Below are 25596 nucleotides of genomic sequence, written 5' to 3' on the forward strand. Positions count from 1 at the left end.
ATCGCCCTTCCAACACCATTAGGGGAGAGAAACATGCCCGCGGGCCTGAAGCTGCTACTGGCAACCACCATCCTCGCCGCAACGCCGGCGTTCGCGCAACAGGCGCCGACAGCGTTGTCCTCCACCGCACATCCGGACAAATGGCCGGCCGCCAAAAGCCAGGGCCTGATCGATCCTGCCACCGAGAAGTTCGTCACCGAACTGATGGCGAAGATGACGCTGGAGGAGAAGGTCGGCCAGATGATCCAGGCCGATATCGGCAGCATCAAGCCCGAGGATCTGGCAGTCTACCCGCTCGGCTCGATCCTGGCGGGCGGCAGCTCGCCGCCGATCGGCGCGCCCGATCGTTCGCCGCGCGGGCCGTGGCTCGCAACGGCACAAGCGTTCCAGAAGGCAGCGCTCGCCCGCAAGGTGGGTCACACGCCGATCCCGATCATGTTCGGCATCGACGCCGTCCACGGCAACAACAACATCGTCGGCGCGACGCTCTTCCCGCACAATGTGGGCCTGGGTGCGATGCGCGATCCGGCGCTGATGGAGAAGATCGGCCGTGCCACGGCGGAGGAAACCGCCTCGGCCGGGATCGACTGGGCCTTCGGGCCCACGCTGGCGGTGCCGCAGGACGACCGCTGGGGCCGCGCCTATGAGGGCTATTCGGAAGATCCGGAGGTCGTGCGCAGCTATGCCGGCGCGATGATCCGTGGGCTTCAGGGCGCGCCGGGGACCAAGGACCGCTTCCAGAAGGGCTATGTCGCGGCGTCGGCCAAGCACTTCCTCGGCGATGGCGGCACCTTCGGCGGGCAGGACCAGGGCGACACCCGCGTCTCCGAAGAGGAGCTGATCCGCATCCACAATGCCGGCTATCCGGGCGCGATCAACGCCGGCACGATGACCGTGATGGCGTCGTTCAGCAGCTGGAACGGCGCGAAGATGCACGGCAACAAGTCGCTGCTCACCGATGTGCTCAAGGGCAGGATGGGCTTCGACGGCTTTGTCGTCGGCGATTGGAACGGCCATGCCCAGATCCCCGGCTGCACCGCCACGGATTGCGCCGCGACGTTCAACGCCGGGCTCGACATGGCAATGGCGCCGGACAGCTGGAAGGGCCTGTACGAATCGACGCTGACGCATGCCAAGGACGGCACGATCCCGATGGCGCGGATCGACGATGCCGTGCGCCGCATCCTGCGCGTGAAGGTGCAGATGGGCCTGTTCACCGCCGCGCGTCCCTATGAGGCGAAGCCGGAGCTGATCGGGGCACCCGCCCACCGCGCGATTGCCCGCGAGGCGGTCGCCAAGTCATTGGTGCTGCTGAAGAACAGCGGCGTGCTGCCGGTGAAGGCAAGCGCCAACGTGCTGGTCGCAGGGCCGGGCGCGGATTCGATGGCGCAGCAGTCAGGCGGCTGGACGCTCAGCTGGCAGGGCGACGGCAACCCGAACGAACTGTTCCCGAATGGCGAGACGATCTTCGCCGGCATCAAGGCGGCGGTGAGCGCCGGCGGCGGCACCGCGACGCTTTCGGCGGACGGAAGCTTCACCACGAAACCCGATGTGGCGATCGTCGTGTTCGGCGAGGAGCCCTATGCCGAAATGCGCGGCGACGTGCGCACGCTCGAATTCCAGCCGGGCGACAAGCAGGCGCTGGCGCTGCTCAAGAAGCTGAAGGCGGCGGGCGTGCCGGTCGTCTCCGTGTTCCTGTCGGGCCGACCGCTCTGGGTGAATCCGGAGCTCAACGCCTCGGACGCGTTCGTCGCTGCCTGGCTCCCGGGCAGCGAAGGCGCGGGCGTGGCCGACGTGCTGATCGGCGACAAGGCGGGCAAGCCGCGCCGCGACTTCACCGGCACGCTGTCGTTCAGCTGGCCCAAGACCGCCGGCCAGTTCACGCTAAACCGCGGGGAGCAGGGCTATGACCCGCTCTTCGCCTTCGGCTATGGCCTCAGCTATGCCAAGCCCGGCACGGTCGGTGCGCTCAGTGAAGTCTCGGGCGTGGATGCGTCGCTGGCCAATATCAGCACCTTCTTCGCCAAGGGCGTGACGCCTGCGCCCTTCTCCTTCGCCACTGACAGCGGCATCACCCGCAAGACTGTCGACGGCCCCGCGACGCAGGAAGGCGCGCAGCAGCTGACCTGGCCGGCCGGTGCGGCGACGCTGCGGATCGGCGGCGGTGACCTTGATCTCAGCCGCGAGACCAATGGCGACCTGTCGCTGCGGATCGTCTACCGCGTCGATGCTGCGCCCACCGGCCCGGTGAAGCTGTCGATGGAAGGCGGCAAGAACACGGGAACGATCGACGCGACCAGCCTGTTTACCGGCAAGAGCGGCTGGCAAACGGTGAACATCCTGCTGAAATGCTATCAGAAGAACGGCGTCGACGTGACCAAGGTGACTGCGCCGGTGGTGCTGCAGGCGAACGGCCCGTTCACCCTGTCGCTTGCCGAGGCGCGGATCGTCTCCGATCCCGCCAACTCGGTCTGCCCGGGCCGATGAGCGGGATCGAGGTCGTCGAGATTGCGCGCGGAGCCTTCCGCGCGCAGTTCCTCACGCTCGGCGCGACGCTGCACCGGCTGGAGGTGCCCGATCGGCACGGGCAGTCGGGCAATGTCGTGCTTGGCTATGCCGACCTCGAAGACTATCGCCGCCAGCCGCCGCGCTATTACGGCGCGGTGGCCGGGCGGTACGCCAACCGTATCGCCGGCGGCCGCTTCACGCTGGATGGCGAGACCTTCCAGCTGACGACCAACGAAGGCGGCAACAGCCTGCACTCGGGCCCAGACGGCTTCGACCAGCAGTTCTGGACCGTGGAGCTGCGGAGCGACAGCGCCGTCACCTTCCGGCTGGACACGCCGCATGGCTGGAACGGCTTCCCGGGCGACCTCGTCGCGCGGGTGGAATATGCGCTGGAGGACGACGGGCTTGCCGTGCGCTTCAGCGCGACCGCCGACCGGGCGACGATCGTCAACCTGACGCAGCATGCCTATTTCAACCTGGCGGGCGAGGGCAGCGGGGCGACGGCGCTCGATCATTTGCTGCAGATCCCGGCAAGCGCGATCACGCCGGTGAATGGCGCGCTGATCCCGACCGGCGCGCTGGCACCGGTGGAAGGCGGGGCGTTCGACTTTCGCAGCCCCAAGCCGATCGGCCGCGACATCGGTGCGGCCGATGCGCAGCTCGCGATGGGCCAGGGCTATGACCACAATTTCGTGCTGGATGGCCCCGCCGGGTTCGAGCGCCGGATTGCCACACTGTTCGATTCGAGTTCGGGCCGGGTGCTGGAGGTGCATTCGACCGAGCCGGGCGTGCAGTTCTATTCGGGCAATTATCTCGCCGACGGTGCGCCGGGGACCGGCGGCAGTGTCTATCCGAAGCGCGGGGGGCTGTGCTTGGAACCGCAGAAGTTTCCGGACAGCCCAAACCAGCCGAGCTTCCCCTCGGCGCGCGTGGAGGCGGCGGAGACCTACCGGCACAGCATGGCGTTCCGGTTCCGCACGGCGGCGGATGTGGCCGAGGCGTTCGGATAAAGCCTGCAAGCCCCTACTCGTGGGGGAGGGGCTAAGGTTGCTCCTGCCGCCTCCGCCCGATACATCCCCGGCATGGCAAAAGCGGATCGCCTCGAACGGCTCGACAACCGGCGCATCGAATGCGAGGCGGAATATCGCGCGGCGCTGATCGAGGCGCTGGAGCGGACCGCGGCGGGCAAATGGGGCCTGTTCGATCATCAGCGCGATCGCCACGCCCGCGCGGCGATCCGCCCGACGCTCGACCATCTGGCCGAACTGGGCGAGGAAATTGACGCGGCGCGCGACCGGCTGGGCCTGCCGCCCTTCGCGCTCCAGCAGGAGTTCCTCGCCGCGCGTGGGCCGGTAGGCCCCTCGGCGGTCGGCGAGCCGAAGCAGGCGCTGGCCTGGCTGGAGCGACTGGCGGCGGAAGATCCCTCGGCCGCCTGACGCGTTCGCCTATTCGGCGTCCTGCCGGGCCCGCTCGGCGGCCTTCCGCGCTTCCTCTTCCTTCTTCTTCTTGCCCTGGCCGTAATGCCATTTGATGGCGAAGAACATGCCCGTACCGAACACGCCGATCTTGAACGTGCCCAACAGAATCGGAACCCAAATCATCACTACTGCCTGACACTGTCTGTCGCGAGGGGCGGTGGCCTCAATCGCTTCTTGAGGTTGAACCGTGCGCCGGGGAGGCATCAACCATCCGGGTGATCTCCGGACGCAGGGGCGCCTAGCACGGGCATGGACTCCCGACCATTGGACGGATTGTCGCACCGCCCGTCGCCGCTGCTAGTTCCGATCCCCCGGGTCCCCAATCTGCACGAAATCGGCGTGGATGAGGATCCAGCTGCCCACCAGGTACCGACCGTTCAAGCGCGGCGGCTTCAACAAGAACTGGAAAGCCGCTCGACGCGCGGCGCCGGCAAAGCCAGAGCCCCGTGGAAATTCGGCCAATTCCTGGCAGTCCGTCACATGATAGCGTTCGATCGTGCGGCAGGCAATTTCTCCCCAGCCTTCGCGGCCGTGCGCGCGCGGGGGCCAATAAGGATCGAGCTCGGCTTTGGTCGGGCGGCGATACCAATCGGCCGCGTACAGTGTTTCACCATGTGGCCCGGTGCCGGCGCGGGGCGTGTCGTTCGCGCCGCTGCCGCCGCCCGCATCGGCGGCTTGGGCGTTGCCTCGATCGCCGGACTGGGACGCCGGCGCCTTGGCGATGTCCGACGCCGCATAGTCCCGCCGGCTCATCACGATGAAGCTGGGCGATCCACTGGATACCGGCGGGGTGACGGGGGGCGGCGGCAACGCGGCGGTGGGCGGTGTCGGCTGCTCGGCCTGGGCCTTTTCGCCGGCGCGGCGGCGTGCCTTTTCGGGTGCCTTGGCGGCGTCCTTCTCGGCCGGCGCCTGTTCGCCCTCCGATGCCTCGATGCCGAACACCACCGTCTTCGGCTTCGGCTTCGGCGCGATATGCGGCGCCATCCACAAGAGCAGGAGCGCGATCAGCAGCTCGATCGCCAGCGCCAGCAAGATGGCCGCGCCGCGTCCGCGCAGCGAGACGCGCATCCGGCGCACGGGCGAGGCGGAGGTGGTGGACAGCATGGCGCGCGGGACACTCAGGACAAGGCGACGCCGGGGAATCCGCCGCCGCCGCAGCGGTCGCTATACGCCGTGGCCGGCACGGCGGGAGTGAGGCGAAACCATGTCGGCATTCCGCTTCCCCGCCGCGCTTGTAACGGCCCGTGCAACAATCAGTCGCGCAGCAGCTCGTTGATGCCGGTTTTGCTGCGGGTCTGCGCGTCGACGGTCTTGACGATCACCGCGCAGTAAAGGCCGGGCTTGCCGTTCTCGGCCGGCAGCGTGCCGGGCACCACCACCGCATAGGGGGGCACCTCGCCGCGATAGACCTGGCCGGTCGCGCGATCGACGATCTTGGTTGAGGCGCCAAGATAGACGCCCATCGAGAGCACCGCGCCCTCGCCCACGCGCACGCCCTCGGCCACTTCCGAACGTGCGCCGATGAACGCGCCGTCGCCGATGATCACGGGATCGGCCTGCAGCGGCTCGAGCACGCCGCCGATGCCGACGCCGCCCGAGAGATGGACGTTCTTGCCGATCTGCGCGCAGCTGCCGACGGTGGTCCAGGTATCGACCATCGTGCCTTCGCCGACATAGGCGCCGATGTTGACGAAGCTGGGCATCAGCACCGCGCCCTTGGCGATGTGCGCGCCGTGGCGGACGATGCTGCCCGGCACTGCGCGGAAGCCGGCGGCGCGGAACGCTGCCTCGCCCCAGCCGGTGAACTTCGACGGCACCTTGTCGAACCAGGCGGTGCCTTCGGGGCCGGGCACGACGACATTGTCGTTGAGGCGGAAGCTGAGCAGCACCGCCTTCTTCAGCCACTGGTTGACTTGCCAGCCGCCCTCCGCGGTGGGCTCGGCGACGCGAGCTTCGCCGCGATCGAGCAGGTTCAGCGCTTCGGCGACGGCTTCGCGCACCGCGCCATCGGTGGCGAAGCTCAGGTTCGCGCGGTCTTCCCAGGCGGCGTCGATGGTCGCGGCGAGATCGGTCATGTCAGCTCTCCAAGATGCTGTGGAGCCAGGCTCCGAGATCGGTGATGGTGTAATCGATGAAGCTGCGATCGGCGTCGGGCGCCTGTTCGGAGCCATTGTCGATCCAGACGGTGGTCATGCCGATCGCCTTGGCCGGGCCCAGGTTGCGCGCCATGTCCTCGACGAACAGCGATTCGCGCGGGTCCAGGCCATAGGCGTCGCACAGGCCCTGATAGGCGGAGGGCTCGGGCTTGGGGCGGTAGCTGGTGGCGTGGATGTCGTGGATCGCCTCGAAGGTCTCGCCCAGGCCGAGCCGGTCGAGCACCTTCTGCGCATAGGGCGCGTCGCCGTTGGTGAAGATCAGCTTGCGGCCGGGGAGACGCGCCAGCGCCTCCACCAGCGCCTCGTTCGCTTCCAGCACGCCCATGTCGACGTCGTGGACATAGTCGAGATAGTCGTGCGGATCGGTGCCGTGTTCCTGGATCAGGCCGTACAGCGTCGCGCCGTGGGCGTGGAAATAGGCCTTCTGCACCTTGTGCGCCTCTTCCGGCGAGCAATGGAGCAGTCGCTGCACATATTCCCCGATCCGCGCGTCGATCATCGTGAACAGATTGGCGCTCGCAGGATAGAGCGTGTTGTCCAGATCGAAGATCCAGTTGCGGACGTGCGAGAGCGAAGCGAGCATCGCCGCGGCGTGTAGGAGGTGGCCCCCGCCGCCGCAAGCGCAGAGCGACCGGGCCGCCCTGCGGACTCTCCGCGCCCGCTGGTAAACCCAAAGGAAACCACTTCGTGCTTAGATGAATCCGTTCCGGGACAAGGGTGTAGGTATGCGAGTGGCGTTGCGGGTAGGATGGATGCACACGGCCGCGCTGGGCGGCCTCGTGGCGCTGGGGGCCTGCAGCGGCGGTGGCGGTGGTGGTGTTGCGACAACGCCTGCGCCCGCTCAGCTGCCGGCACCTGCGCCCACCCCAACTCCGACTCCCGCCCCGACTCCAGCACCCACACCCACACCCACACCGGTCCCCGCGCCGAGCCCGACACCGACGCCTGCGCCGGTCTCCACCGTGAATTACGATACCGCCGAATACCGCAACACGGCGGGCGCGGTGTCGATGAAGGCGCTGGTGGCTTACAGCAAGGGGGCGACCGGCAGCGGCATCAAGGTCGGCGTGATCGATTCGGGCATCGACCTGCAGAGCGCCGAGTTCGGCGACTGTTCGGGCGGGCTCGGCGTCGGCACCTGCCGGATTCTTGCAAGCTCGAGCGATCCGGGCGGCAACGGGACGGTGGACGATGTCGGCGGGCACGGCACGGCGGTGGCGTTCACCATCGCCGGCCGGCGCAACGATGTGGGCACGCACGGCGTGGCGTTCAACGCGCAGCTCGTTGTCGAGCGTGCCGACCAGCCGGGCAGCTGCAACGGCACCGACACAAGCACCTGCAAGTTTGCCGACAGCGCCATCGCGCAGGGCCTGGACCGGGCGCGGCAGGCCGGCGCGCGCGTGGTCAACATCTCGCTTGGCGGCGATTCCGCCTCCACGTCCTTGGCCTCGGCGATCGACCGCGCCACGGCGGCGGGGGTGATCGTGGTGATCTCCGCCGGAAACGACGGCGCGGCCAATCCGGACGCCTTCACCAGCGCTGCCACCAATGCGGCCATTTCGCGCGGGCTGGTGATCATCGCCGGATCGGTGAATTCGAGCGACGTCATCTCCAGCTTCTCCAATCGTGCCGGCAGCTCGGCTGCGGTCTATCTGGCAGCGGTGGGCGAGGGTGTGCGTGCGCCGGATGCCAACAACACGGCCTATATCTGGTCCGGCACCTCCTTTTCGGCGCCGCAGATCACCGGCGCGATCGCGCTGCTCGCGCAGGCCTTTCCGAATCTGACCGGCAAGCAGATCGTCGACCTGCTCTATGCCACCGCGCGGGACGTAGGCGATTCGGGCGTGGACCCGATCTACGGCCGCGGCGTGCTCGATCTTGCCCGGGCGTTCCAGCCGGTCGGCACCATGTCCGTCGCCGGCACCAGTGCGGTGATCTCACCGACGATCAACGGCACGCTCAGCGGCCCGATGGGCGATGCGAGCCAGGGTGCACTCGGCATGGCTGCGCTCGACTCGTTCGGCCGCGCCTATGCGACCACGATCAACCACAGCTTCCAGCGCCAGGGCCTCTCGCGCAATTTGCCGGCGCTGATGGCAACGCGGGACCGCAGCTTCTCCGTGGGCGGCGATCAGATGCGGGTGGCTGTCTCGCTTGTTCCTGCGGTCGATTCGGTGCGAATCGAGCCGCTGGGCATCACCAGCCGCGACGCCGGTGTCGCTCGCCTGCTGGCGACCACCGTCAGCGGTCGGCTCGGATCGACCGCGCAGTTCGCCTTCGGCGCCTCGCAGAGCGGCAATGTGCTGACCGCGCAGCTGGCGGGCCGCGACGATCCCGCCTTCCTGATCGCGCGCGATCCGCTGGGCAACGCCGGCTTCGATGCCGATGTCGGCGGTTCGGCAGCGGTGCGCCAGGCGATCGGCCGCTGGGGCGTGACCCTCGCCAGTGAGGTCGGCGATGTGCTCAGCCGGCGCACAGGCGATGCAGCGGCGCTGCAGGCGCGGTGGCTGCGCTTCGGCTATGACCGCAGCACCATCGCAGTGGACCGGCGCTTCGGCGGGTTCAATGCGAGCGTCGGCGTCACCCGCCTGTCGGAGGACAATACGGTGCTGGGCGCACGGTTCAGCGCCGGCCTCGGCGCCGCACGGGCGACGAGCCTGTTCGCCGACCTGGGACTGCGCTGGGATCTAGGTCTTGGCCTGAGCCTGGGTGGCTCGCTCCGCCAAGGCTGGACGAACGTGCGATTGCGCGAGGGCATCCGGGGCGGGGGCCTGATCCGCACCAATGCCTGGGCGGCGGACATCGGCAAGGACGGGCTGTTCGGCAGCGATTCGATCGGCCTGCGGATTGCGCAGCCGCTGCGGGTGGCGCGCGGCGGAATCGGGCTCACCCTGCCGCAGGGCTGGGATTACGAAACGCTCAGCGTGACCAGCTGGAGCAGCCAGCGGATCAACCTGGCCCCCATCGGCCGCGAGATCGACTATGAACTCCGCTATCACTGGCACTTCGCCGACGGTGATGTGAGCAGCAACCTGTTCCTGCGCCGCCAGCCGGGCAACATCGCCGCGATGCCGGGGGACCTGGGCGGTGCGGTGCGGTGGAGCTGGGGCTTCTGACCGCTTCCCCTGGCGGCGGTGCGCCTGTAGGGCAGGCGTACTGCCAGGGGAGACGGTATGATCGAGATCGCCAGCGCGCGGCTGACCGCCGCGATCAATCCGCACGGGGCCGAGCTCTCCTCGCTGCGCGATCCTGCGGGACGCGAACTGATGACCGACGGCGATCCCGCCTTCTGGTCGGGCCGGGCGCCGTTGCTGTTTCCGATCGTCGGGCGGCTGGTGGGCGATCGCTACCGGCTGGACGGCAAGGACTATAGCCTGCCGCAGCATGGCTTCGCCCGGCGCCGCGATTTCGTCCTGATCGAACAAGGCCCGGATCGGGCGACCTTCCGACTGCAGGACGATGCCGAGACCCGCGCCGTCTATCCCTTCGCGTTCGCGCTCGATGCCACCTATCGGCTGGAAGAGACGACGCTGTGGATCGAGATCGCGGTCACCAACCGCGACACCCGCGACATGCCCGCCAGCTTCGGCTTCCACCCCGCCTTCGCCTGGCCGCTGCCCTATGGCCGCGCGCGTGCCGACCACCGCATCCTGTTCGACGCGCCGGAATTTTCTTCGCTGCGCTACATTGGCGCGGGCGGGATCGCGCCGGACCGCCGAGCCAGCCCGGTGGAAGGACAGAAGCTGTCGCTCTCCGACGATCTGTTCACCGCCGATGCGCTGATCTGGGACCAGCTTGCCAGCCGCGGCCTGCGGTACGGTGCCGAGGACGGGCCGCAGCTGCGCATACGCTTTCCGGACACCGGCCTGCTCGGCATCTGGAGCAAGCCCGGCGCACGCTTCGTCTGCGTCGAGCCCTGGTGGGGCATGGCCGATCCGGCGGGCTTTGACGGCGAGATCTGGGACAAGCCGGGCATCCAGCGGATTGCGCCGGGTGAGACGCGGCGCTTCGCGATGGACGTGACGCTGGTCGACTGAGGGACATCGACGCGCCCACTCGCTGCTGGATAAAAATCCCGCCACCGACTAAGGCGTCGCGATTCTCCCTCCCGTTCGGAGCACCCGCATGTCCCCCTCCGATCGTCGTACGTTCGCCATCATCTCGCACCCGGACGCGGGCAAGACCACGCTCACCGAAAAGCTGCTGCTGTTCGGCGGTGCGATCCACCTTGCCGGCGAAGTGAAGGCGCGCGGGGCTGCGCGCCGTGCCCGTTCGGACTGGATGAAGATCGAACAGCAGCGCGGCATCTCGGTCACCAGCTCGGTGATGACGTTCGAGCGCGAGGGCATCACCTTCAACCTGCTCGACACCCCGGGCCACGAGGACTTCTCGGAAGACACGTACCGCACGCTGACCGCAGTGGATTCGGCGGTGATGGTGATCGACGTGGCCAAGGGCATCGAAAGCCAGACCCGCAAGCTGTTCGAGGTGTGCCGGCTGCGCAACGTGCCGATCATTACCTTCGTCAATAAGGTGGATCGCGAGGGCCGCGAGGTGTTCGCGACGCTGGACGAAGTGGCCGAGCTGCTCCAGCTCGACGTGGTGCCGATGACCTGGCCGGTGGGCATGGGCGGCACCTTCGAGGGCATTTACGACCTCGCCACCAAGCGCCTGCTGCTCCCCGAGGGCGATGCCCGCGAATTCCACGGCAAGGTGATCCAGACGACCGGGCTCGACGATCCGCAGCTCGATGCGATCCTCTCCGCCGACAATCTCGCCAAGCTGCGCGAGGATGTCGAGCTCGCCCAGGCAGGCTATGCCGAATTCGACGGCGAGGCCTATCGCAACGGCGACATGACCCCGGTCTATTTCGGCTCGGCGCTGAAGGAGTTCGGCGTGGATTCGCTGATCGCCGCCATTGCCGAGTTCGCGCCCCCGCCGCATGCATTGCCCGCCGAGCCGGCGCCGGTGGAGCCGACGCGCGACGAGGTGACCGGCTTCGTGTTCAAGGTCCAGGCCAATATGGACCCCAACCACCGCGACCGCATCGCGTTCATGCGGCTGGTCTCGGGCACGTTCAAGCGCGGCATGAAGCTGACGCCGACCGGCCATGGCAAGCCGATCGCGATCCACTCGCCGATCCTGTTCTTCGCCCGCGAGCGCGAACTGGCGGACGAGGCCTTTCCGGGCGACATCATCGGCATCCCCAACCACGGCACGCTGCGGGTGGGCGACACGCTGTCCGAGCGGGCGGGGGTGCGCTTCACCGGGCTGCCCAACTTCGCGCCGGAAATCCTGCGCCGCGTACAGCTCAAGGACCCGACCAAAACCAAGCAGCTCCGCAAGGCGCTGGACGATCTCTCGGAGGAGGGCGTGATCCAGGTCTTCTATCCCGAGATCGGGTCGAACTGGATCATCGGCGTGGTGGGCCAGCTGCAGCTCGACGTGCTGCTCAGCCGGCTCGATGCGGAATACAAGGTCGGCGCGGTGCTCGAGCCTTCGCCCTATGACACCGCGCGCTGGATTTCGTCGGACGATCCCGCCGCGCTCAAGGAATTCCTCGATCTCAACCGCGGTGCGCTCGCCAAGGATCGCGACGGCAATCCCGTCTTCCTGGCCAAGTCGGCCTGGGAAGTCGGCTATATCGCCGAGCGCTACAACAAGGTGAAGTTCGCGGCGACGCGCGAGCGGTAATCAGGCCGCTGCGCGCTGCTGCTCGCGGCCGCGCTCGCCCAGGCCGCTGGCGATCCAGTCGCGGATGCGCTCGGCGCGGCCGAGATCTGCCTCGAACTTGGCGAGCAGTTCCTCGGCGCCGGTGGTGTCCGTGCCGGCGGCACGCATCATGGCGAGGACTTCCTGCTGGGCGGCAATGTGACGCTCGGCGAGCACCACATTCTTCTCGGCTTTGACGAGGTCGGTCGGGGTATAGCTCATGTGGTTATTATAGAAGTAACTATGCCGAAGCGGGAATCGCGCCGCTATTCGACCCAGTCCGCCGCCAGCCGCCGGCTCGCCAGCGCCATCAGGATGCCGGCGACGAGGTAGAGGCCAAGCCCCGCCGCGATCGCGTAGCGCAGCCCGTCGGCGGCGCCGTATGCGGGCGTCAGCTGCTTGGAGAGCAGGCCGATCACCCAGCTTCCGAGGCCGAGGCCGATCAGATTGTTGATCAGCAGGAACGAGGCCGAGGCGGTGGCGCGCATCTGTGGCGGCACGAGGTGCTGGATGGCGGTGAGCACAGGGCCAAGCCAGACATAGACCAGCGCCTGCGGCACGAGGAACAGCAGGAACGCCGCCTGCCAGCTCTGCGCCAGCACGCCCGCCACGAACAGCGGCAGGCCGAGGACATAGCAGATGGCCGGCGCCAGCGCGTACCATTTGCGGTCGCGCTGGCCCAGCCGATCGCCCAGCCATCCGCCGAGCAGGACGCCCGCGACGCCGCCGGTGAGTGCGAGGCCGCCGAAAAACTGGCCGACTTGCGCGAGGTTGAGCTGGAAGCTGCGCAGGATCAGGCTCGGCAGCCAGAACGCCACGCCGTAGCCGCACATCGACCCCGCCGCCGCGCCAAAGGCGAGCAGCCAGAAGCTCGGCTTTGCAGCGAGAATGCCGAACACGTGGAACAAGGGAATGGCGTCCTTCGCCGGCGCCACGCGCGGCGGATCGCGGACGAGCAGCTTGAACGGCACCGCGATCACCAGTCCGAGCAGCCCGACGACGAGAAAGGCGGTGCGCCATTCCACCGTCTGCGCGATATAGCCGCCGAGCAGCGCGCCGCCCGCCGAGCCAAGCGGGATGCCCAGCGAGTAGGTCGACAGCGCGCGCGACCGGCGCTCGGCCGGATAGGCATCCGCAATCAACGCGTAGCTGGGCGCAACGCCGCCAGCTTCGCCGACGCCGACGCCGAGCCTGTACAGGAACATTGTCGTGAAGGTGTGCGCGGTGCCGCAAAGCGCGGTAAAGGCGCTCCAGACGCCGAGCGAAACGGCGATCACCCAGCTGCGGCTGGTGCGGTCGGCCAGCATCGCCAGCGGAATGGCGAGCGTGGAATAGAGCAGCGCGAAGGCGAAGCCGCCCAGCATGCCCAGCTGCCCGTCATCCAGCCCCAGGTCCGCTTTCACCGGCTGCGCGAGAATGGAGAGGATCTGCCGATCAAGGAAGTTGAAGATATAGACGAGCAGCAGCATCGCGAGGACGAGGCCGCGCGGGTTGGCAGAACGAATGGGGCTGGGCGGCATGGTGGCTCCTCGCCGGGAATAGTCGAGATTACAGGCCGTCACTCTTACTGGGAGGGCCGCCGACGCCAACCTTCGTCATCCCTGCGAAGTCGGGGATGACGAAGGATTGGTTGAACGGTTAAAACTTCACCGTGCCCGTAACGAACACCTGGCGCGGGTTGCCGTAATATCCGGTCAACACGCCCTCGGTCCCAAGCGTCGGGACATAGGCGCCCGCCGGCGTGCGCACGAAGTCGCCCGTATCCTGGTTCTGCAGGAGGAAATTGTAGCCCGAGACGATGTAGCGCTTGTCGAACAGGTTGCGGCCATGGACGCCCACGGACAGCTTCTTGTTGATGTCCCAGTTCAGATTCGCATCGAACAGCGTGAAGCCCGGCTGGTCGAGCATCGGCGTGCGCAGCTCGAATTGCTGCGAGGCGCTGCGATAGGACGCAGTGAAGCTCGCCGCAACCTGGCCTTCGTCACCCACCGGCACCGAATAGCCGATGGTGCCGCTCGCGGTCCAATCCGGCGTGTTCTGGATACGGCGGCGATTCGCCACATCGACCCCGCGCGAATCAATGAAGCGCTGGTAGCGCGCATCGAGATAGCCAACCGACCAGTTGAGGTTGAGCGTGCCGCCAGGTGCTACCAGATCCCGCGCTGCGATCAGATTGCCCTCGAACTCGACGCCGCGCATCCGCGCCTTGCCGGCATTGGTGGTGATGCCGATAAAGGTCTGCTGGCCGTTGATCGTCGTGCCGATCGAGCCTGGTACCTGCACGTCGGTGTAATCGGCATGGAAGGCAGCCAGCGCGAAGCTCAGCCGGCGGTCGAACAGCGATGCCTTGTAGCCGAGCTCGTAGCTGGTGACGTTCTCCGGGTCGAACGACATGAAATCATATATCTGGGCGGGCGTGCAGGCCGTGCCGCTGGAGGTGCGGCACGCGCTGGTCTGCCCGCGCGGATCGAAGCCGCCGCCCTTGAAGCCCTTGGCCCAGCTTGCATAAAGGGTATGATCCTTGCTCGGCTTGAAGCTGACCGAGGCGCGCGGCGTGAACTTCTTGAAGTCGGCACTGCCCCGGAAGTCGGAGGTGGTGGCTGCGAGCACGCCGGTCCCGCCGAAGGTGGGCGAACCGCCCCCCAGGAAGGTCTGGCGCAGCACGCGCGACTGACGCTGGTCCCAGGTATAGCGGCCGCCTGCCGAGATGCTGAACATCGGCGTCAGATCGTAGGTGAAGTCGCCGAATACGGCGACCGTATCGGTCTTCACGTCGCCGAAGGTGAGCGCGGTCACGCCCCCGGGCAGGCGGACGTCGAACACGGTCTTGGCCTTGGCATCAAGATAATAGACGCCGAGCAGGCCGGAAAGGCCGCCGGTATCCACCAGCAGCTGCGCTTCCTGGCTGAACTGCTTGTTGTTGTAGAAGGCCGGCACGTCGACCTGCACCGCCGCCAGCGCGTCGAAATCGATCGGCGTCGCGCTGTCGTCCTTGCGATAGGCGGTGATCGACCGGAAGGTCAGCCAGTCCGTCGGGCGCAGCTCGGCCAGACCGGTGATCCCCCAGGCCTTCACGTCCTGCCGAGGGTTGACCAGGCCGCCTCGCGAGTCGAATTTGTCCGTCAGCACCGGCGTGCCGCTGACGATGCCCGGGATCAGCCGGTGGCCGCCGCGGGTGTTGCTCTTGTCGTGCGTATAGTCGCCGGAGATGCGGAAGAAGGTGCTGCTGCTGGGCTCATACTCCACCGTGCCGCGCGCGGCCCAAAGATCCTTGTTGTAATTGTCCTGGCCGGTGGTGAGGTTGGTGCCGAAGCCGCCGCGGCTCAGCCGCGCGCCGGCGGCGCTCACCTTCAGGCCGGTGTCGCCGATGGGCGCGCTGCCGCTCACCACCAGATCGGCCTGGTTGTACGTGCCATAGGTGCCGCGCACCTGCAGCTGGGGGCCGCTGCCGATGCGCTTGGTGACATATTTCACCGCGCCGCCGATCGTGTTGCGGCCATAGAGCGTGCCCTGAGGCCCGCGCAGCACTTCGATCCGCTCGACGTCGTAGATGTCGAGCACCGCTGCCTGTGGGCGGTTGAGGTAGACATCGTCGAGATAGAGGCCGACGCCCGCCTCGAACCCGGCGACCGGATCCTGCTGGCCGACGCCGCGGATGAAGGCGGAAAGCGTGTTGTTGGTGCCGCGCGACACCTCCAGTGAAACGTTGGGCGCCGACTGGGCAATGTCGGTAATGTCGAGCGCGCCTGCCGCGTTCAGCTGCGCCCCGCTGATCGCGGTGACGGCGATCGGCACGTCGATCAGGCTTTCGGCGCGGCGGCGGGCGGTGACGATGATCTCGCCGTCCTGCGCCTGCGCGGCTTCGGCGGTCTGGCCGGCTTCGCTGTCCTGCGCGAAGGCGGGCGTGGCGGCGAGCAAAGCGGCGCTCGCAAGCAGGACGATACGAACGGAATCGTGCCGTGACATGGTAATCCTCCCCTGGTGCAACCCATCTTGAACGCGGGTTGTAAGCCGTTGCGGGAAGCTATACTGAAACCTGAACCGGGTTTCAACTTGGGATTGAAAGGGGAGGCGGATGAAGGCGGAGGAGCGTGGCAGTTCGGCCACTTCCCGCGCGGAAGGCGAGGGCGCGGCGGGCGATGCCAAGGTGCCGCGTACCGAGCGCGGACGGCGGACCCTGCGCGCCATCCTCGATGCCGCCGCCGCCGAGTTTGGCGAGAAGGGGTTTCACGAAGGCTCGATCAGCGGGATCACGCGGCGCGCGGGCGTGGCGCTCGGCAGTTTCTACACCTATTTCGATTCGAAGGACGCGGTGTTCCGCGCCCTGGTTCGCGACATGAGCGAGCAGGTGCGCGAGCATGTCGGCCCGGCGCTGCGCGGCGCGCGCGACCAGATCGATGCCGAGCGGGCGGCGCTGCTTGCCTTCATCCGCTTCGCGCGCACGCACAAGGAAATCTACCGCATCGTCGACGAGGCGGAGTTCGTCGATCCGGCAAGCTTCCGCCACCATTATGCCAGCACCGCCGAGCGCATCGCCGCCCGCCTGCGCGCCGCCGCCGAGCGCGGCGAGGTGCGTGACGATGTGGGGGAGATCCATGCCTGGGCGATCATGGGGATGAACGTGTTTCTCGGCCTGCGCTACAGCGTGTGGGACGAAGGCACGCCGCCCGAAGCCATCGCGGACGTGGTCGCGCAACTGCTGGCGCGAGGCATCGGCACCGATCGCTGAGCGGTTGCAATACTGCCCGGAGCGACCTAGCCTGTACTATATGAGTAATACACAAGATCCCGCACGCCTGGCGTTCCGATTGGCGTGCCTGGGCCTGGTCTTCGGCGCGGCGGTCCATCTCCTCGCCTATTGGGGTGGGCCGGCATGGATGGCCTGGCTTGGCGCGCCGCCTTCGGTGGTTGCGTCGCGGGTCGCAGGAACCTGGCTGGCACTGATCGGGACGCTGCTCATTGCAGCCGCGCTGGCGGGGCTGGCCGCCTTGTGCTGGGCGCCGGTGCGCAGCGCACTGCACCGCGCGGCGCTGGCGGGGCTCGCCGGGCTCTTCGTTCTGCGGGGCCTTCTGGTACTGCCTTATTGGGCCGGCCAGCAGGACTGGCGCACGCCGATCGGCCATTTCGTCGTGACCGGCGGATCGTTCGCTGCGGGATCGCTGGTGGTGCTCGCGATCGGGCTGCTGGTGGCGGGCGGCCTGCTGGCCACCCGCCCGTCGCGACTCACTTCTTCGCGAGCAGATCCTTCAGGCCGGCGAGCGCGTTGACCGGCGCCGCTTCGTCCTCGCTCTTGACCCCAGCAGCGCGCAGCACATCGGCAGCGCGGGGGCTGCGCGGATAGGGATCCAGCTCCAGCGCCATCGTCTCGGCGGCGGCCTCGCCCAGATCGACGGTGCCGCCGCTGTAGAAGACGGTATCGCACTCGTCCTCGGTCAGCTCCACCTCGTCCTCGCCGGTGGTGGTGGGTTCGGGCACGAAGCGAATCGCGAAATCCTGCTCCACCTTCGCCGGCAGCGGATCGCCGGTGACGACGCAGGCCTGGGTCAGCCGCGCGGAGAGATGTCCGCGCGCCACCACGCCCTGCGCGTCGCGGCGGAGGTGGTAGACGGCGTCGAGCGTCTCGATCGTCTTGAGGCCGAAGCGCCGGCTGAGCGCGGCGCGCTCGCCCTCGTCGGCGGTGATCCGGACGTCGCTTTCGCCGGCACCGATCTGGTCGAGCCGGTGCGGGCGGGAAAATTCGGGGTCGGTCATTCGGGAAGTTCTCCTGCGATTACACGCGCGGTCGGCAGTGCCGCCAGCGCATCGCGAAAGGCGCGAAGCCGCGCCTCGACATGGGTGAGCGCGGCGGGCGAAGGTGCCGCGCCGCGATAGACATTGCGGACCAGCGCCGGGCCGAGGTCGCGCTCGGCCAGTCCGCTGCGATAGGCACCAAGCCGGCCGCCCAGCATGCCCATCATCCGGCCGACATGCTTGCCGACGATGATGTCGCCGATGCCGATCTCACGCAGCTGCCCGTCCATATCGTCGATGAAGCATTCTGCCACCGCGGTGCTGACGGGAATGCCGGCCGGCTCTTCCTCCAGCCGCAACAGCACCATGCAGAGCACGGCCGCGATCATGTCGAACCGGCCGTCCACCGTATCCGGCACCGCGCCCTCGGTGTACCAGTGCGGCGCCCGGCCGCGTGCCACCACGCCCGCATAGAGCTGCGGCGCGGTGCCGCGATCGGGCCGGCCGAAGAGCCGCTGGAGCATTCGCATCGCCGTTGTTCGTGCCTTCCGCTGTCGCGACCTTGTTTGGCCGCATTTTGCCGCATATTGAGGCCTTCGGCCCGCGATGCAATGCGGGGGTCGCATGTGTTTGCCTGGAGAACCTGATGTCGCTTCCCGTTCGCACGCTCGGCACCGCCGCGTTGTTGGTCGTGCTCGGCACCACCGCCTGTACGCCGGTGCGGACGCATCAGGGCTATGTTGTCGATCATGACCTGGTCGCCTCGGTGCAGCCGGGCGTGGATACGCGCGACTCGGTGCTGCAGACGCTCGGCCATCCCAGCTTCACCAGCCAGTTCAACGAAGGCGAATGGTTCTATGTCGCGCGCGACAGCAGCAACTTCGCTTTCCGCAACCCGAAGGTGAAGACGCAGACCACGCTGCGCATCCGGTTCGACCAGGCGGGCAATGTCGCCGCGATCGACCAGACCGGCGTCGAACTCGCCGCATCGATCGATCCCTATGGCAAGACCACGCCGACGCTGGGCCGCCGCCGCAGCTTCTTCTCGGATCTGTTCGGCAACATCGGCACGGTCGGCGCGCCGGGCGCGGGCGCCGGTGGCGGCGGCAACACCGGCCCGTAACTGCCTGTCATTCGGCTGACCGAACCGTTTTCGCAACGTTCAGCAGCGCTTCTTCATAGAACCTGCCAAGCCGGCCTTCGGACCGGCGGGTTCGATCAGGATGGAGAAGCACTATGAAGAAGCTCGTTCCCATCGCGTTGTTGACGGCGATCGCGGCGCCTGCGCTGGTGGTGCCGGCAAGCGCGATGGCGCAGTCTCGCGCCGAGCTGCGCCAGGATCGCCGCGACATTCGCGCTGCCGAGCATGATCTGCGCCGCGCCCAGTGGTTGGGCGACCCCCGCCGCATCCGCGAGGAACGCCGCGATCTGCGCGAGGCGCACCGGGAATATCGCGAGGACCTGCGCGACCGTGACCGGCGCTGGGCAGACAATGACTGGCGCAGCTGGCGCGACCGTAACCGAGGGCTTTACAGCCGGGGCGACTGGCGCGCGCCGTTCCGCTATTATCGCTTCCAGCCGGGCGCGCGCATCGGGACCGTCTATTATGGCCCGCGCTACGTGATCGGTGACCCTTGGCGGTACCACCTGCCGCGCCCCGGCCTCTACCAGGCGTGGGTGCGCCATTATAACGATGTGCTGCTTGTCGACACCCGTCGCGGCACCGTGATCCGGACAGTGCCGGGCTTTTACTGGTAAGCAAAAAAAAGCGGCCGCATCGACAATGTCGGTGCGGCCGCTTCAGGTTGCGGGTTATCCAAAGGAACTGTTGCGTGCGGAGAACGCCAGATCTCGGCCGCGGTTCCACGGAAATTACATCCGTATCGGCGCAATCGTTTGGCAGGAAAATGCCCTGCCTACCGGGCTTTGCGCCGCAATTCTTCAGGTTCCTGAATTGTTCGGGTTGCCTTGGCTTCATTCCCTAGCAAGCATGCGGCTGTCCGAATCGGATGCATCACCCGGGGGGGAATGCTGATGAACCTGAGCATTGTAGACGCCATGGTGCGCGAGCTGACACTATTCGCCGCAGTCTTCCTCGCGCTGGGCGGCGCAGACGATTTCCTCATCGATCTGCTTTTTCTCTGCTATTGTACGGATGAACGGCATCGGCGGCGAGGATTGTCTGCCGAATCGATCGATGCTGGTGCGCATCGTTTTGCCGTTTTTGTGCCTGCTTGGGACGAGTCGCCGGTGATCGGCGCGATGCTGCGCGCGATGCTTGCCCGTTGGGGCACGGGCTCCTACCGTATCTATGTCGGGACCTACCCCAATGACCCCGCCACGATCGCCGTGGTGGGCCGCGTGGCGGCCGCAGACCCGCGGGTACGGCTCGTCATCGGCCCACGTCCCGGCCCCACCACCAAGGCCGATTGCCTGAATGCGCTCTGGGCGGCGCTGGAGCGGGACCAAGCCGCGGAGGGCGAGGCCTTCACCGCGATCGTGCTCCACGATGCGGAGGACGTGGTGCATCCGCAGGAACTCGCGGTCTATGCCCGCTGGATCGATACGCACGCCGCGGTGCAGCTGCCGGTGACACCGCTGTGCCAACCGGGGTCGCGACTGGTCTCCGGCCATTATCTCGACGAATTCGCGCAGTCGCACGGCGCAACGCTGCTGGTGCGGCAGATGCTGGGGGCGAGTCTGCCGCTTGCCGGCGTCGGTTGCGCCATCCGCTGCGATGTCCTGCGGCAGATCGCCAGGGCGCGCGGCGCACCGTTCGATGCGACCAGCCTCACCGAGGATTACGAGCTCGGCCTGCGCTTGCGCGCGATGGGCGCGCGGAGCGCCTTTGTGCGCGTGCCCGAAGCGCCGGGGGGCGCACCGGTGGCCGTGCGGGCCTATTTCCCGGCGACCGTGCAGGCAGCGGTGCGGCAGAAGGCGCGCTGGATGGCAGGAATCGCGCTTGCCGGGTGGGATCGCACGGGCTGGGGGCGGTGCTGGGATCTGGGGGATCACTGGATGCGGATGCGCGATCGGCGGGTGGCACTGTCGATGCCGGTGCTCGCCATCGCCTATGCCGCGCTTCTGGGCTGGGGCTTGTCGCTGCTCTGCCACTGGAGCCTCGGGGTGCCGTCTCCGGTGCTGGACGCAAGGCTGCAGGAAGTCGTTGGCTTCAACCTGCTGTTGCTGGCGTGGCGGCTGGTCATGCGCACGGCACTCGTGACGCAGCTGTACGGCTGGCGTGAAGGGCGCTGGGCGGGGCCGCGCATGGTAGTGGCCACTTATATCGCCCTGCTCGCGGCGCGGCGCGCGCTGTGGATCTATATCCGTCTGCTCGCCGGCGGGCCGCTGCGCTGGGACAAGACCGCGCATCAATTTCCTGGATCGCTGACCGACTCAAGTCTGGCAACAGCATGAGCGGCGCCGGTCGAGGCCGTCCGCTGCGGTTCGTTGGTGCGGTAGGGCTGGGCTGGGTCGGGCTCCGGCTTGTGACGCTATGGCCGGTGGGATCCGGGGTGCCACCGGGCCGAGTCCCGCTGCCGCTGCGCAACGCCGCGGCTTCCAGCAGCAGCTTCGTCCCGCAGCCCGCCGTCCGCGGCGCGACGATCCGGGTGACGCTTGCCGCCGCCTCAACGCTTCTCGCCGAGCGAGGACGGGGAGGGTCGCTCGCACCCGGCCTTTCACGGAGCCCGCTGCCATGGCCTCGGGCCGAGCCTGTGCCCTCGACCGGGCAGACGGAGGGTGCAGGCGCGGCATCGATGCCAACAGCCGATGCCGTGCTGCCGCCGCAGCCGGCCCGTTCCGCCCCCCGCCGGCGATGGAGCGGCAGCGCCTGGCTAGCTCTTCGACCGGGCCAAGGCATCGGCGCGGCACCGGCGGCAGGGCAACTCGGCGGCAGCCAATATGGCGTCCGCCTGGTCCGTGCGCTGGGCTCCAGGGGGAAGCTCGCGGCATTCGGTCGTGTCGCCGGGCCGATGCGGGGGGCTGGCGCGGAGGCCGCGCTGGGACTGGAGTGGCGACCGTTCGCCGCGCCGCTTCGGCTCGCGGTCGAACGAAGGTTCGGGCTGGACGGCGGGCCGGGCGGTACGGGTGTCGGCGTGGTGGCGGGGGTGGACCACGGAATCGCTGGATTCCGGCTCGAGGCCTATGGTCAGGCCGGCATGATCCTGCGCAACCGGCCCGAGCCCTATGCCGATGGCGCGCTGCGGCTGACACGCGCTGCGCCGCTGGCACGGGCTGCCGAACCGGCGATCGGCTTCGGCGTCTGGGGGGCGGCCCAGCGCGGCGCCGAGCGGCTCGATATCGGGCCGACGGTGGTCGCCCGGCTGCCGGCGGGTGCGCTGCATGCGCGGATTGCGCTCGACTGGCGCCAGCGAATCGCCGGGCGTGCACGGCCGGGCTCGGGTATCGCGCTGACGCTGGGCAGCGATTTCTGACTTGGCGGCTGTGCGAAACCGCACCTTCGCCCTTTCCCGATCCGGCACAAACGGGCTAGGTCTTGGCCTGCATGGATCTGTACCTTCCCATCGCCAACCTGTCGGTCAACGCGCTCGTGATCGTGGCGCTGGGGCTCGGCGTGGGCCTGCTTTCGGGCATGTTCGGCGTGGGCGGCGGCTTCCTCACCACGCCGCTGCTGATCTTCTACGGCATCCCCCCTACGGTGGCGGCCGCCTCGGCCGCCAGCCAGGTGACCGGCGCCAGCGTCTCCGGCGTGTTCGCCCATTTCCGCCGCAAGGGCGTGGACGTGCAGATGGGCGCGGTGCTCGTCACCGGCGGCATCCTTGGCAGCCTGATCGGCGGCTGGCTGTTCAAGCTGCTCCAGGCCAGCGGCCAGATCGATGTCGTGATCGGGGTGTTGTACGTCGTGCTGCTGGGCTCGATCGGCGGGCTGATGGCGAAGGAGTCGGTCGGCGCGATCCGGGTGTCGCGGGGCGCGCGGCCTCCAAAGGCCCGCAAGCGTCGGCACCATCCGCTGGTCGCGGCGCTGCCCTTCCGCTGGCGCTTCTATGCCTCAGGCCTCTACATCTCCCCGCTGGCACCGCTGCTGCTCGGCGTGTTCGTCGGCGTGCTGACGATGCTGCTGGGCGTGGGCGGCGGCTTCATTCTGGTGCCGGCGATGCTCTACATCCTCGGCATGGGTACGCAGACGGTGGTCGGCACCTCGCTGTTCCAGACGCTGTTCACCACGGCGGTGGCGACGATGGTCCATGCGACGACTACCAAGGCCGTCGACATCGTCCTGGCAATCCTGCTGCTGCTGGGGTCGGTGATCGGCGCACAGCTCGGTGCGCGCTTTGCGGCAAAGGCCAAGCCCGAATATCTGCGGCTGTTGCTCGCCGTGATCGTGCTGCTGGTGGCGGCGCGGATGCTGCTCGGCCTCGCCTGGCGGCCGGACGAGATCTATTCGGTGGGCGCGGCATGAGACGGGCCGGGGCGCTCGTGCTGCTCGCCCCCCTGCTGATGGGGCAGGCCAAGCCCGAACTGGTGCCGGACGTATCCCAGCGCGACATCGAGATCGCCTACAGCTTCACCGGCGCAGAGCTGCTGTTGTTCGGCGCGATTCTCTATCCCGGCGGCCGCGCGCCGGGCGAGGGCGAGCGGCCGGCAGACATCGTCGTCGTGATCAAGGGCCCCACCGATTCGGTGGTTGTCCGCGAGAAGTCGAAGGTCGCCGGCATCTGGGTCAACGCCGCGCAGATGCGCTACCGCTCGGCCCCCAGCTTCTACGCAATGGCCTCGTCCCGTCCGATCCGCCGGCTCGTCGACGATCGCACGCGCGCAATCTACGAACTGGGGCTCGACAGCCTTCAGCTTTCCCCGGCCTCGGGCGCGGCCCCGCAGATCCAGCAGCGCTTCGACAGCGGCCTCGTCGATCTCAAGCGCCGCAACGGGCTGTTCTACGAGGCGCCGGGCGCGGTGGAGATCACCGGCGGCGTGCTCTACCGCGCGCGGCTCACCATCCCGGCGCGCGTACCGGTGGGGCGCTTCACCGCCGAGACCTTCCTGATCCGCGACGGGCGGGTGCTTGCCGCGGCGGTACGGCCGATCGAAATCCGCAAATCTGGCTTTGAGCGTTTCGTCGCGACCAGCGCGGATCGGCATGCCATCGTCTATGGCCTGGTGGCGGTGGGGGTCTCGTTCCTGTTCGGATGGGGCGCGGGGGCGCTGTGGCGCCGCTTCTGAGGCGCTTGGACACGCAACCTTAACCCGCCCGCGCGCATGCTCGCTCCCGCCTTTTTGGGGGATGCACGATGGAAGGCCAGTTTCGCGTCGGTGGGTTCGAGAGTGAAGCGACGGGCAGCGGCCTGCCGATCGGGCGGTCGCCGGGCGCAGCGCGAGCGATCGGCGCCGTGTTCGAGATTGCCGGTGCATCGGGTCAGGTCTTGCTCGACCTTGCCGAACTTGATGCGCTGGCCACCAGCGGGGATGCCGCGCTCGCCAATGCCGGGCAGGTCGGCGCGCAGGTCAAGATCCGCGTCGGCAGCGCGTGGCTGATCGCCAGCATCCGCACCGCGCGACTTGATCCCTCAGGCAACCGCGTGGCTGCCGCGATCGACTTCCTTGGAGAAGGGGATGAGGAGAAGCTGACCGGCAAGCTCTACCGCTTCCGGCGCGGCGTGACCCGCTATCCCACGCCGGGCGCGGAGGTGTTCCCGGTCACCACCGCCGACCTGCGCCAGATCTACGCCGCCGACGATCGCCCGCACATCGAGATCGGCACCGTCTATCCGGCCAGGGACATCCGCGCCGCGCTCTATGTCGACGCGATGCTCGGCAAGCATTTCGCGCTGCTGGGCTCTACCGGCACCGGCAAGTCGACCTCCGCCGCGCTGATCCTCCACCGGATCTGCGAGCTGGCGCCGCAGGGCCATGTGGTGATGATCGATCCGCACGGGGAATATGGCACCGCCTTCCAGCACAATGGCGCGCTGTTCGATGTCTCGAACCTCCAGCTGCCCTATTGGCTGATGAATTTCGAGGAACATTGCGAGGTGTTCCTCACCAGCGCGGGCAGCGATCGGCAGATCGATGCCGACATTCTCGCCAAATGCCTGCTCGCCGCGCGCTCTAAGAACCGGATCGGGCAAGAGATCGGCAAGCTCACGGTCGACGCACCGGTCCCCTATCTGCTTTCCGACCTGACCAACGCACTCAGCCTCGAGATGGGCAAGATGGACAAGGCGACCGATACGGCGCCGTACCTCCGCCTCAAGGGCAAGATCGACGAGGTGAAGGGGGATCCGCGCTACGCCTTCATGTTTTCGGGCATGCTGGTGGCGGATACGATGGCGGCGTTCCTGTCGCGCATCTTCCGCCTGCCGGGGAACGGCAAGCCGATATCGATCATCGACGTGTCCGGCGTGCCGAACGAGATCACCAGCGTGGTGGTGGCGGTGCTCAGCCGGATGGTGTTCGATTACGCGATCTGGTCGCGCGGTGAAGCGAAGCGGCCGGTGCTGCTCGTTTGCGAGGAGGCGCATCGCTATGTGCCCAACGAGCGCAATGCCGACGGCTCGTCGGTGGGGCGGATCCTCAGCCGCATCGCCAAGGAAGGGCGCAAATACGGCGTATCGCTCGGGCTGATCACCCAGCGGCCCTCGGATCTGGCCGAAGGGGTGCTCTCGCAATGCGGCACCATCCTCTCGATGCGGCTCAACAACGAGCGCGACCAGGCCTTCGTGCGTGCCGCGATGCCGGAGGGCGCGCGAGGGTTCCTCGATGCGATCCCGGCACTGCGCAACCGCGAGTGCATCGCGGTGGGCGAAGGCGTGGCGACACCGGTGCGGCTGCTGTTCGACGATCTGGAGCCCGCCAAGCGACCGGCCTCGGACGACCCGCTCTTCTCCGAGCTTTGGCGCGAGGTCGGCGGCGAAGAGGCGATGCTGGAGCGGACCATCCGCCGCTGGCGGTCGCAGGGGCGGTAGGACACCCGCTTCCTCCCGACCACCGTCATTCCCGCGAAGGCGGGAATCCATTGGCTGAGTCCTTGCGGTTCTTGCTGCGACGGCACG

The 25596-nt window shown here is 67.9% G+C and carries 24 protein-coding genes; 15 read left to right on the forward strand and 9 right to left on the reverse strand.

Annotated elements, in window-relative coordinates:
- Positions 1–33: 33 nt before the first annotated feature.
- The 3 genes from V7E00_RS16980 (at position 34) to V7E00_RS16990 (ending at position 3944) form a co-directional block, all read left to right on the forward strand.
- Positions 34–2487 (forward strand): glycoside hydrolase family 3 protein, encoded by a 2454-nt coding sequence (locus V7E00_RS16980; protein ID WP_333573780.1) that lies wholly within the window; start codon positions 34–36, stop codon positions 2485–2487.
- Positions 2484–3518: an aldose epimerase family protein gene (locus tag V7E00_RS16985; RefSeq protein ID WP_333573781.1), complete on the forward strand. Its 1035-nt coding sequence runs from the start codon at positions 2484–2486 to the stop codon at positions 3516–3518. The genes V7E00_RS16980 and V7E00_RS16985 overlap by 4 nt, the downstream gene beginning before the upstream one ends.
- A 72-nt stretch (positions 3519–3590) precedes the next feature.
- Entirely contained in the window at positions 3591–3944 is a 354-nt protein-coding gene (locus V7E00_RS16990; RefSeq protein ID WP_333573782.1) for a hypothetical protein, read from the forward strand.
- A gap of 9 nt (positions 3945–3953) precedes the next feature.
- Here the strand turns inward: V7E00_RS16990 and V7E00_RS16995 are convergent, their stop codons facing one another.
- From V7E00_RS16995 to V7E00_RS17010, 4 genes are all read right to left on the reverse strand, one after another.
- Positions 3954–4109: a hypothetical protein gene (locus tag V7E00_RS16995; protein WP_333573783.1), complete on the reverse strand. Its 156-nt coding sequence runs from the start codon at positions 4107–4109 to the stop codon at positions 3954–3956.
- A gap of 174 nt (positions 4110–4283) precedes the next feature.
- A complete protein-coding gene (locus V7E00_RS17000; RefSeq protein ID WP_333573784.1) occupies positions 4284–5090 on the reverse strand; it encodes a hypothetical protein in 807 nt (268 codons plus the stop codon).
- 149 nt (positions 5091–5239) lie between these two features.
- A complete protein-coding gene (gene dapD, locus V7E00_RS17005) occupies positions 5240–6061 on the reverse strand; it encodes a 2,3,4,5-tetrahydropyridine-2,6-dicarboxylate N-succinyltransferase (RefSeq protein WP_333573785.1) in 822 nt (273 codons plus the stop codon).
- Position 6062: 1 nt separating this feature from the next.
- The gene (locus tag V7E00_RS17010; protein WP_333573786.1) at positions 6063–6725 is read right to left on the reverse strand and encodes a pyrimidine 5'-nucleotidase; all 663 of its coding nucleotides are present in this window, start codon (positions 6723–6725) and stop codon (positions 6063–6065) included.
- 379 nt (positions 6726–7104) lie between these two features.
- Here V7E00_RS17010 and V7E00_RS17015 point away from each other — a divergent pair, with 379 nt between their 5' ends.
- The 3 genes from V7E00_RS17015 (at position 7105) to V7E00_RS17025 (ending at position 11836) form a co-directional block, all read left to right on the forward strand.
- Positions 7105–9258 carry a S8 family peptidase gene (locus V7E00_RS17015; protein WP_333573787.1) on the forward strand — a complete coding sequence of 718 codons (2154 nt, stop codon included), beginning with the start codon at positions 7105–7107 and terminating at the stop codon, positions 9256–9258.
- Positions 9259–9315: 57 nt separating this feature from the next.
- Entirely contained in the window at positions 9316–10179 is an 864-nt protein-coding gene (locus V7E00_RS17020; RefSeq protein ID WP_333573788.1) for an aldose 1-epimerase family protein, read from the forward strand.
- 88 nt (positions 10180–10267) lie between these two features.
- Positions 10268–11836 carry a peptide chain release factor 3 gene (locus V7E00_RS17025; RefSeq protein WP_333573789.1) on the forward strand — a complete coding sequence of 523 codons (1569 nt, stop codon included), beginning with the start codon at positions 10268–10270 and terminating at the stop codon, positions 11834–11836.
- Here the strand turns inward: V7E00_RS17025 and V7E00_RS17030 are convergent, their stop codons facing one another.
- From V7E00_RS17030 to V7E00_RS17040, 3 genes are all read right to left on the reverse strand, one after another.
- Complete coding sequence (locus V7E00_RS17030; protein ID WP_333573790.1) at positions 11837–12076, reverse strand: hypothetical protein; 240 nt, start codon at positions 12074–12076, stop codon at positions 11837–11839.
- Between the two features lie 44 nt (positions 12077–12120).
- A complete protein-coding gene (locus V7E00_RS17035; RefSeq protein ID WP_333573791.1) occupies positions 12121–13374 on the reverse strand; it encodes a spinster family MFS transporter in 1254 nt (417 codons plus the stop codon).
- 118 nt (positions 13375–13492) lie between these two features.
- On the reverse strand, positions 13493–15820 hold the full coding sequence (locus V7E00_RS17040; protein ID WP_333573792.1) for a TonB-dependent receptor: 2328 nt from the start codon (positions 15818–15820) through the stop codon (positions 13493–13495).
- Between the two features lie 109 nt (positions 15821–15929).
- On the opposite strand from V7E00_RS17040, the gene V7E00_RS17045 reads away from it, so the two are divergent.
- Complete coding sequence (locus V7E00_RS17045; protein WP_333573793.1) at positions 15930–16583, forward strand: TetR/AcrR family transcriptional regulator; 654 nt, start codon at positions 15930–15932, stop codon at positions 16581–16583.
- Between the two features lie 40 nt (positions 16584–16623).
- Positions 16624–17121, forward strand: a complete 498-nt coding sequence (locus tag V7E00_RS17050) for a hypothetical protein (RefSeq protein WP_333573794.1) — start codon at positions 16624–16626, stop codon at positions 17119–17121.
- Here the strand turns inward: V7E00_RS17050 and V7E00_RS17055 are convergent.
- Entirely contained in the window at positions 17078–17605 is a 528-nt protein-coding gene (locus V7E00_RS17055; RefSeq protein ID WP_333573795.1) for a YceD family protein, read from the reverse strand. The genes V7E00_RS17050 and V7E00_RS17055 overlap by 44 nt on opposite strands.
- A complete protein-coding gene (locus V7E00_RS17060) occupies positions 17602–18114 on the reverse strand; it encodes a ubiquinol-cytochrome C chaperone family protein (protein ID WP_333573796.1) in 513 nt (170 codons plus the stop codon). The genes V7E00_RS17055 and V7E00_RS17060 overlap by 4 nt, the downstream gene beginning before the upstream one ends.
- Positions 18115–18230: 116 nt before the next feature.
- Here V7E00_RS17060 and V7E00_RS17065 point away from each other — a divergent pair, with 116 nt between their 5' ends.
- The 7 genes from V7E00_RS17065 to V7E00_RS17095 all read left to right on the forward strand — a co-directional run bounded on the left by V7E00_RS17065 (position 18231) and on the right by V7E00_RS17095 (position 25509).
- Positions 18231–18707 carry an outer membrane protein assembly factor BamE gene (locus V7E00_RS17065; protein ID WP_333573797.1) on the forward strand — a complete coding sequence of 159 codons (477 nt, stop codon included), beginning with the start codon at positions 18231–18233 and terminating at the stop codon, positions 18705–18707.
- A 113-nt stretch (positions 18708–18820) separates the two neighbouring features.
- Complete coding sequence (locus V7E00_RS17070; RefSeq protein ID WP_333573798.1) at positions 18821–19342, forward strand: RcnB family protein; 522 nt, start codon at positions 18821–18823, stop codon at positions 19340–19342.
- Between the two features lie 276 nt (positions 19343–19618).
- A complete protein-coding gene (locus tag V7E00_RS17075) occupies positions 19619–21001 on the forward strand; it encodes a glycosyl transferase family protein (protein ID WP_333573799.1) in 1383 nt (460 codons plus the stop codon).
- 341 nt (positions 21002–21342) lie between these two features.
- On the forward strand, positions 21343–22020 hold the full coding sequence (locus tag V7E00_RS17080) for a hypothetical protein (RefSeq protein ID WP_333573800.1): 678 nt from the start codon (positions 21343–21345) through the stop codon (positions 22018–22020).
- A gap of 71 nt (positions 22021–22091) precedes the next feature.
- Positions 22092–23006 carry a sulfite exporter TauE/SafE family protein gene (locus tag V7E00_RS17085; protein ID WP_333573801.1) on the forward strand — a complete coding sequence of 305 codons (915 nt, stop codon included), beginning with the start codon at positions 22092–22094 and terminating at the stop codon, positions 23004–23006.
- Positions 23003–23767 carry a TIGR02186 family protein gene (locus V7E00_RS17090; protein ID WP_333573802.1) on the forward strand — a complete coding sequence of 255 codons (765 nt, stop codon included), beginning with the start codon at positions 23003–23005 and terminating at the stop codon, positions 23765–23767. The genes V7E00_RS17085 and V7E00_RS17090 overlap by 4 nt, the downstream gene beginning before the upstream one ends.
- A gap of 68 nt (positions 23768–23835) precedes the next feature.
- The gene (locus V7E00_RS17095; protein WP_333573803.1) at positions 23836–25509 is read left to right on the forward strand and encodes an ATP-binding protein; all 1674 of its coding nucleotides are present in this window, start codon (positions 23836–23838) and stop codon (positions 25507–25509) included.
- Positions 25510–25596 lie beyond the last annotated feature (87 nt).

This window comes from Sphingomonas sp. (genome assembly GCF_036731925.1).
Classification (GTDB): domain Bacteria; phylum Pseudomonadota; class Alphaproteobacteria; order Sphingomonadales; family Sphingomonadaceae; genus Sphingomonas.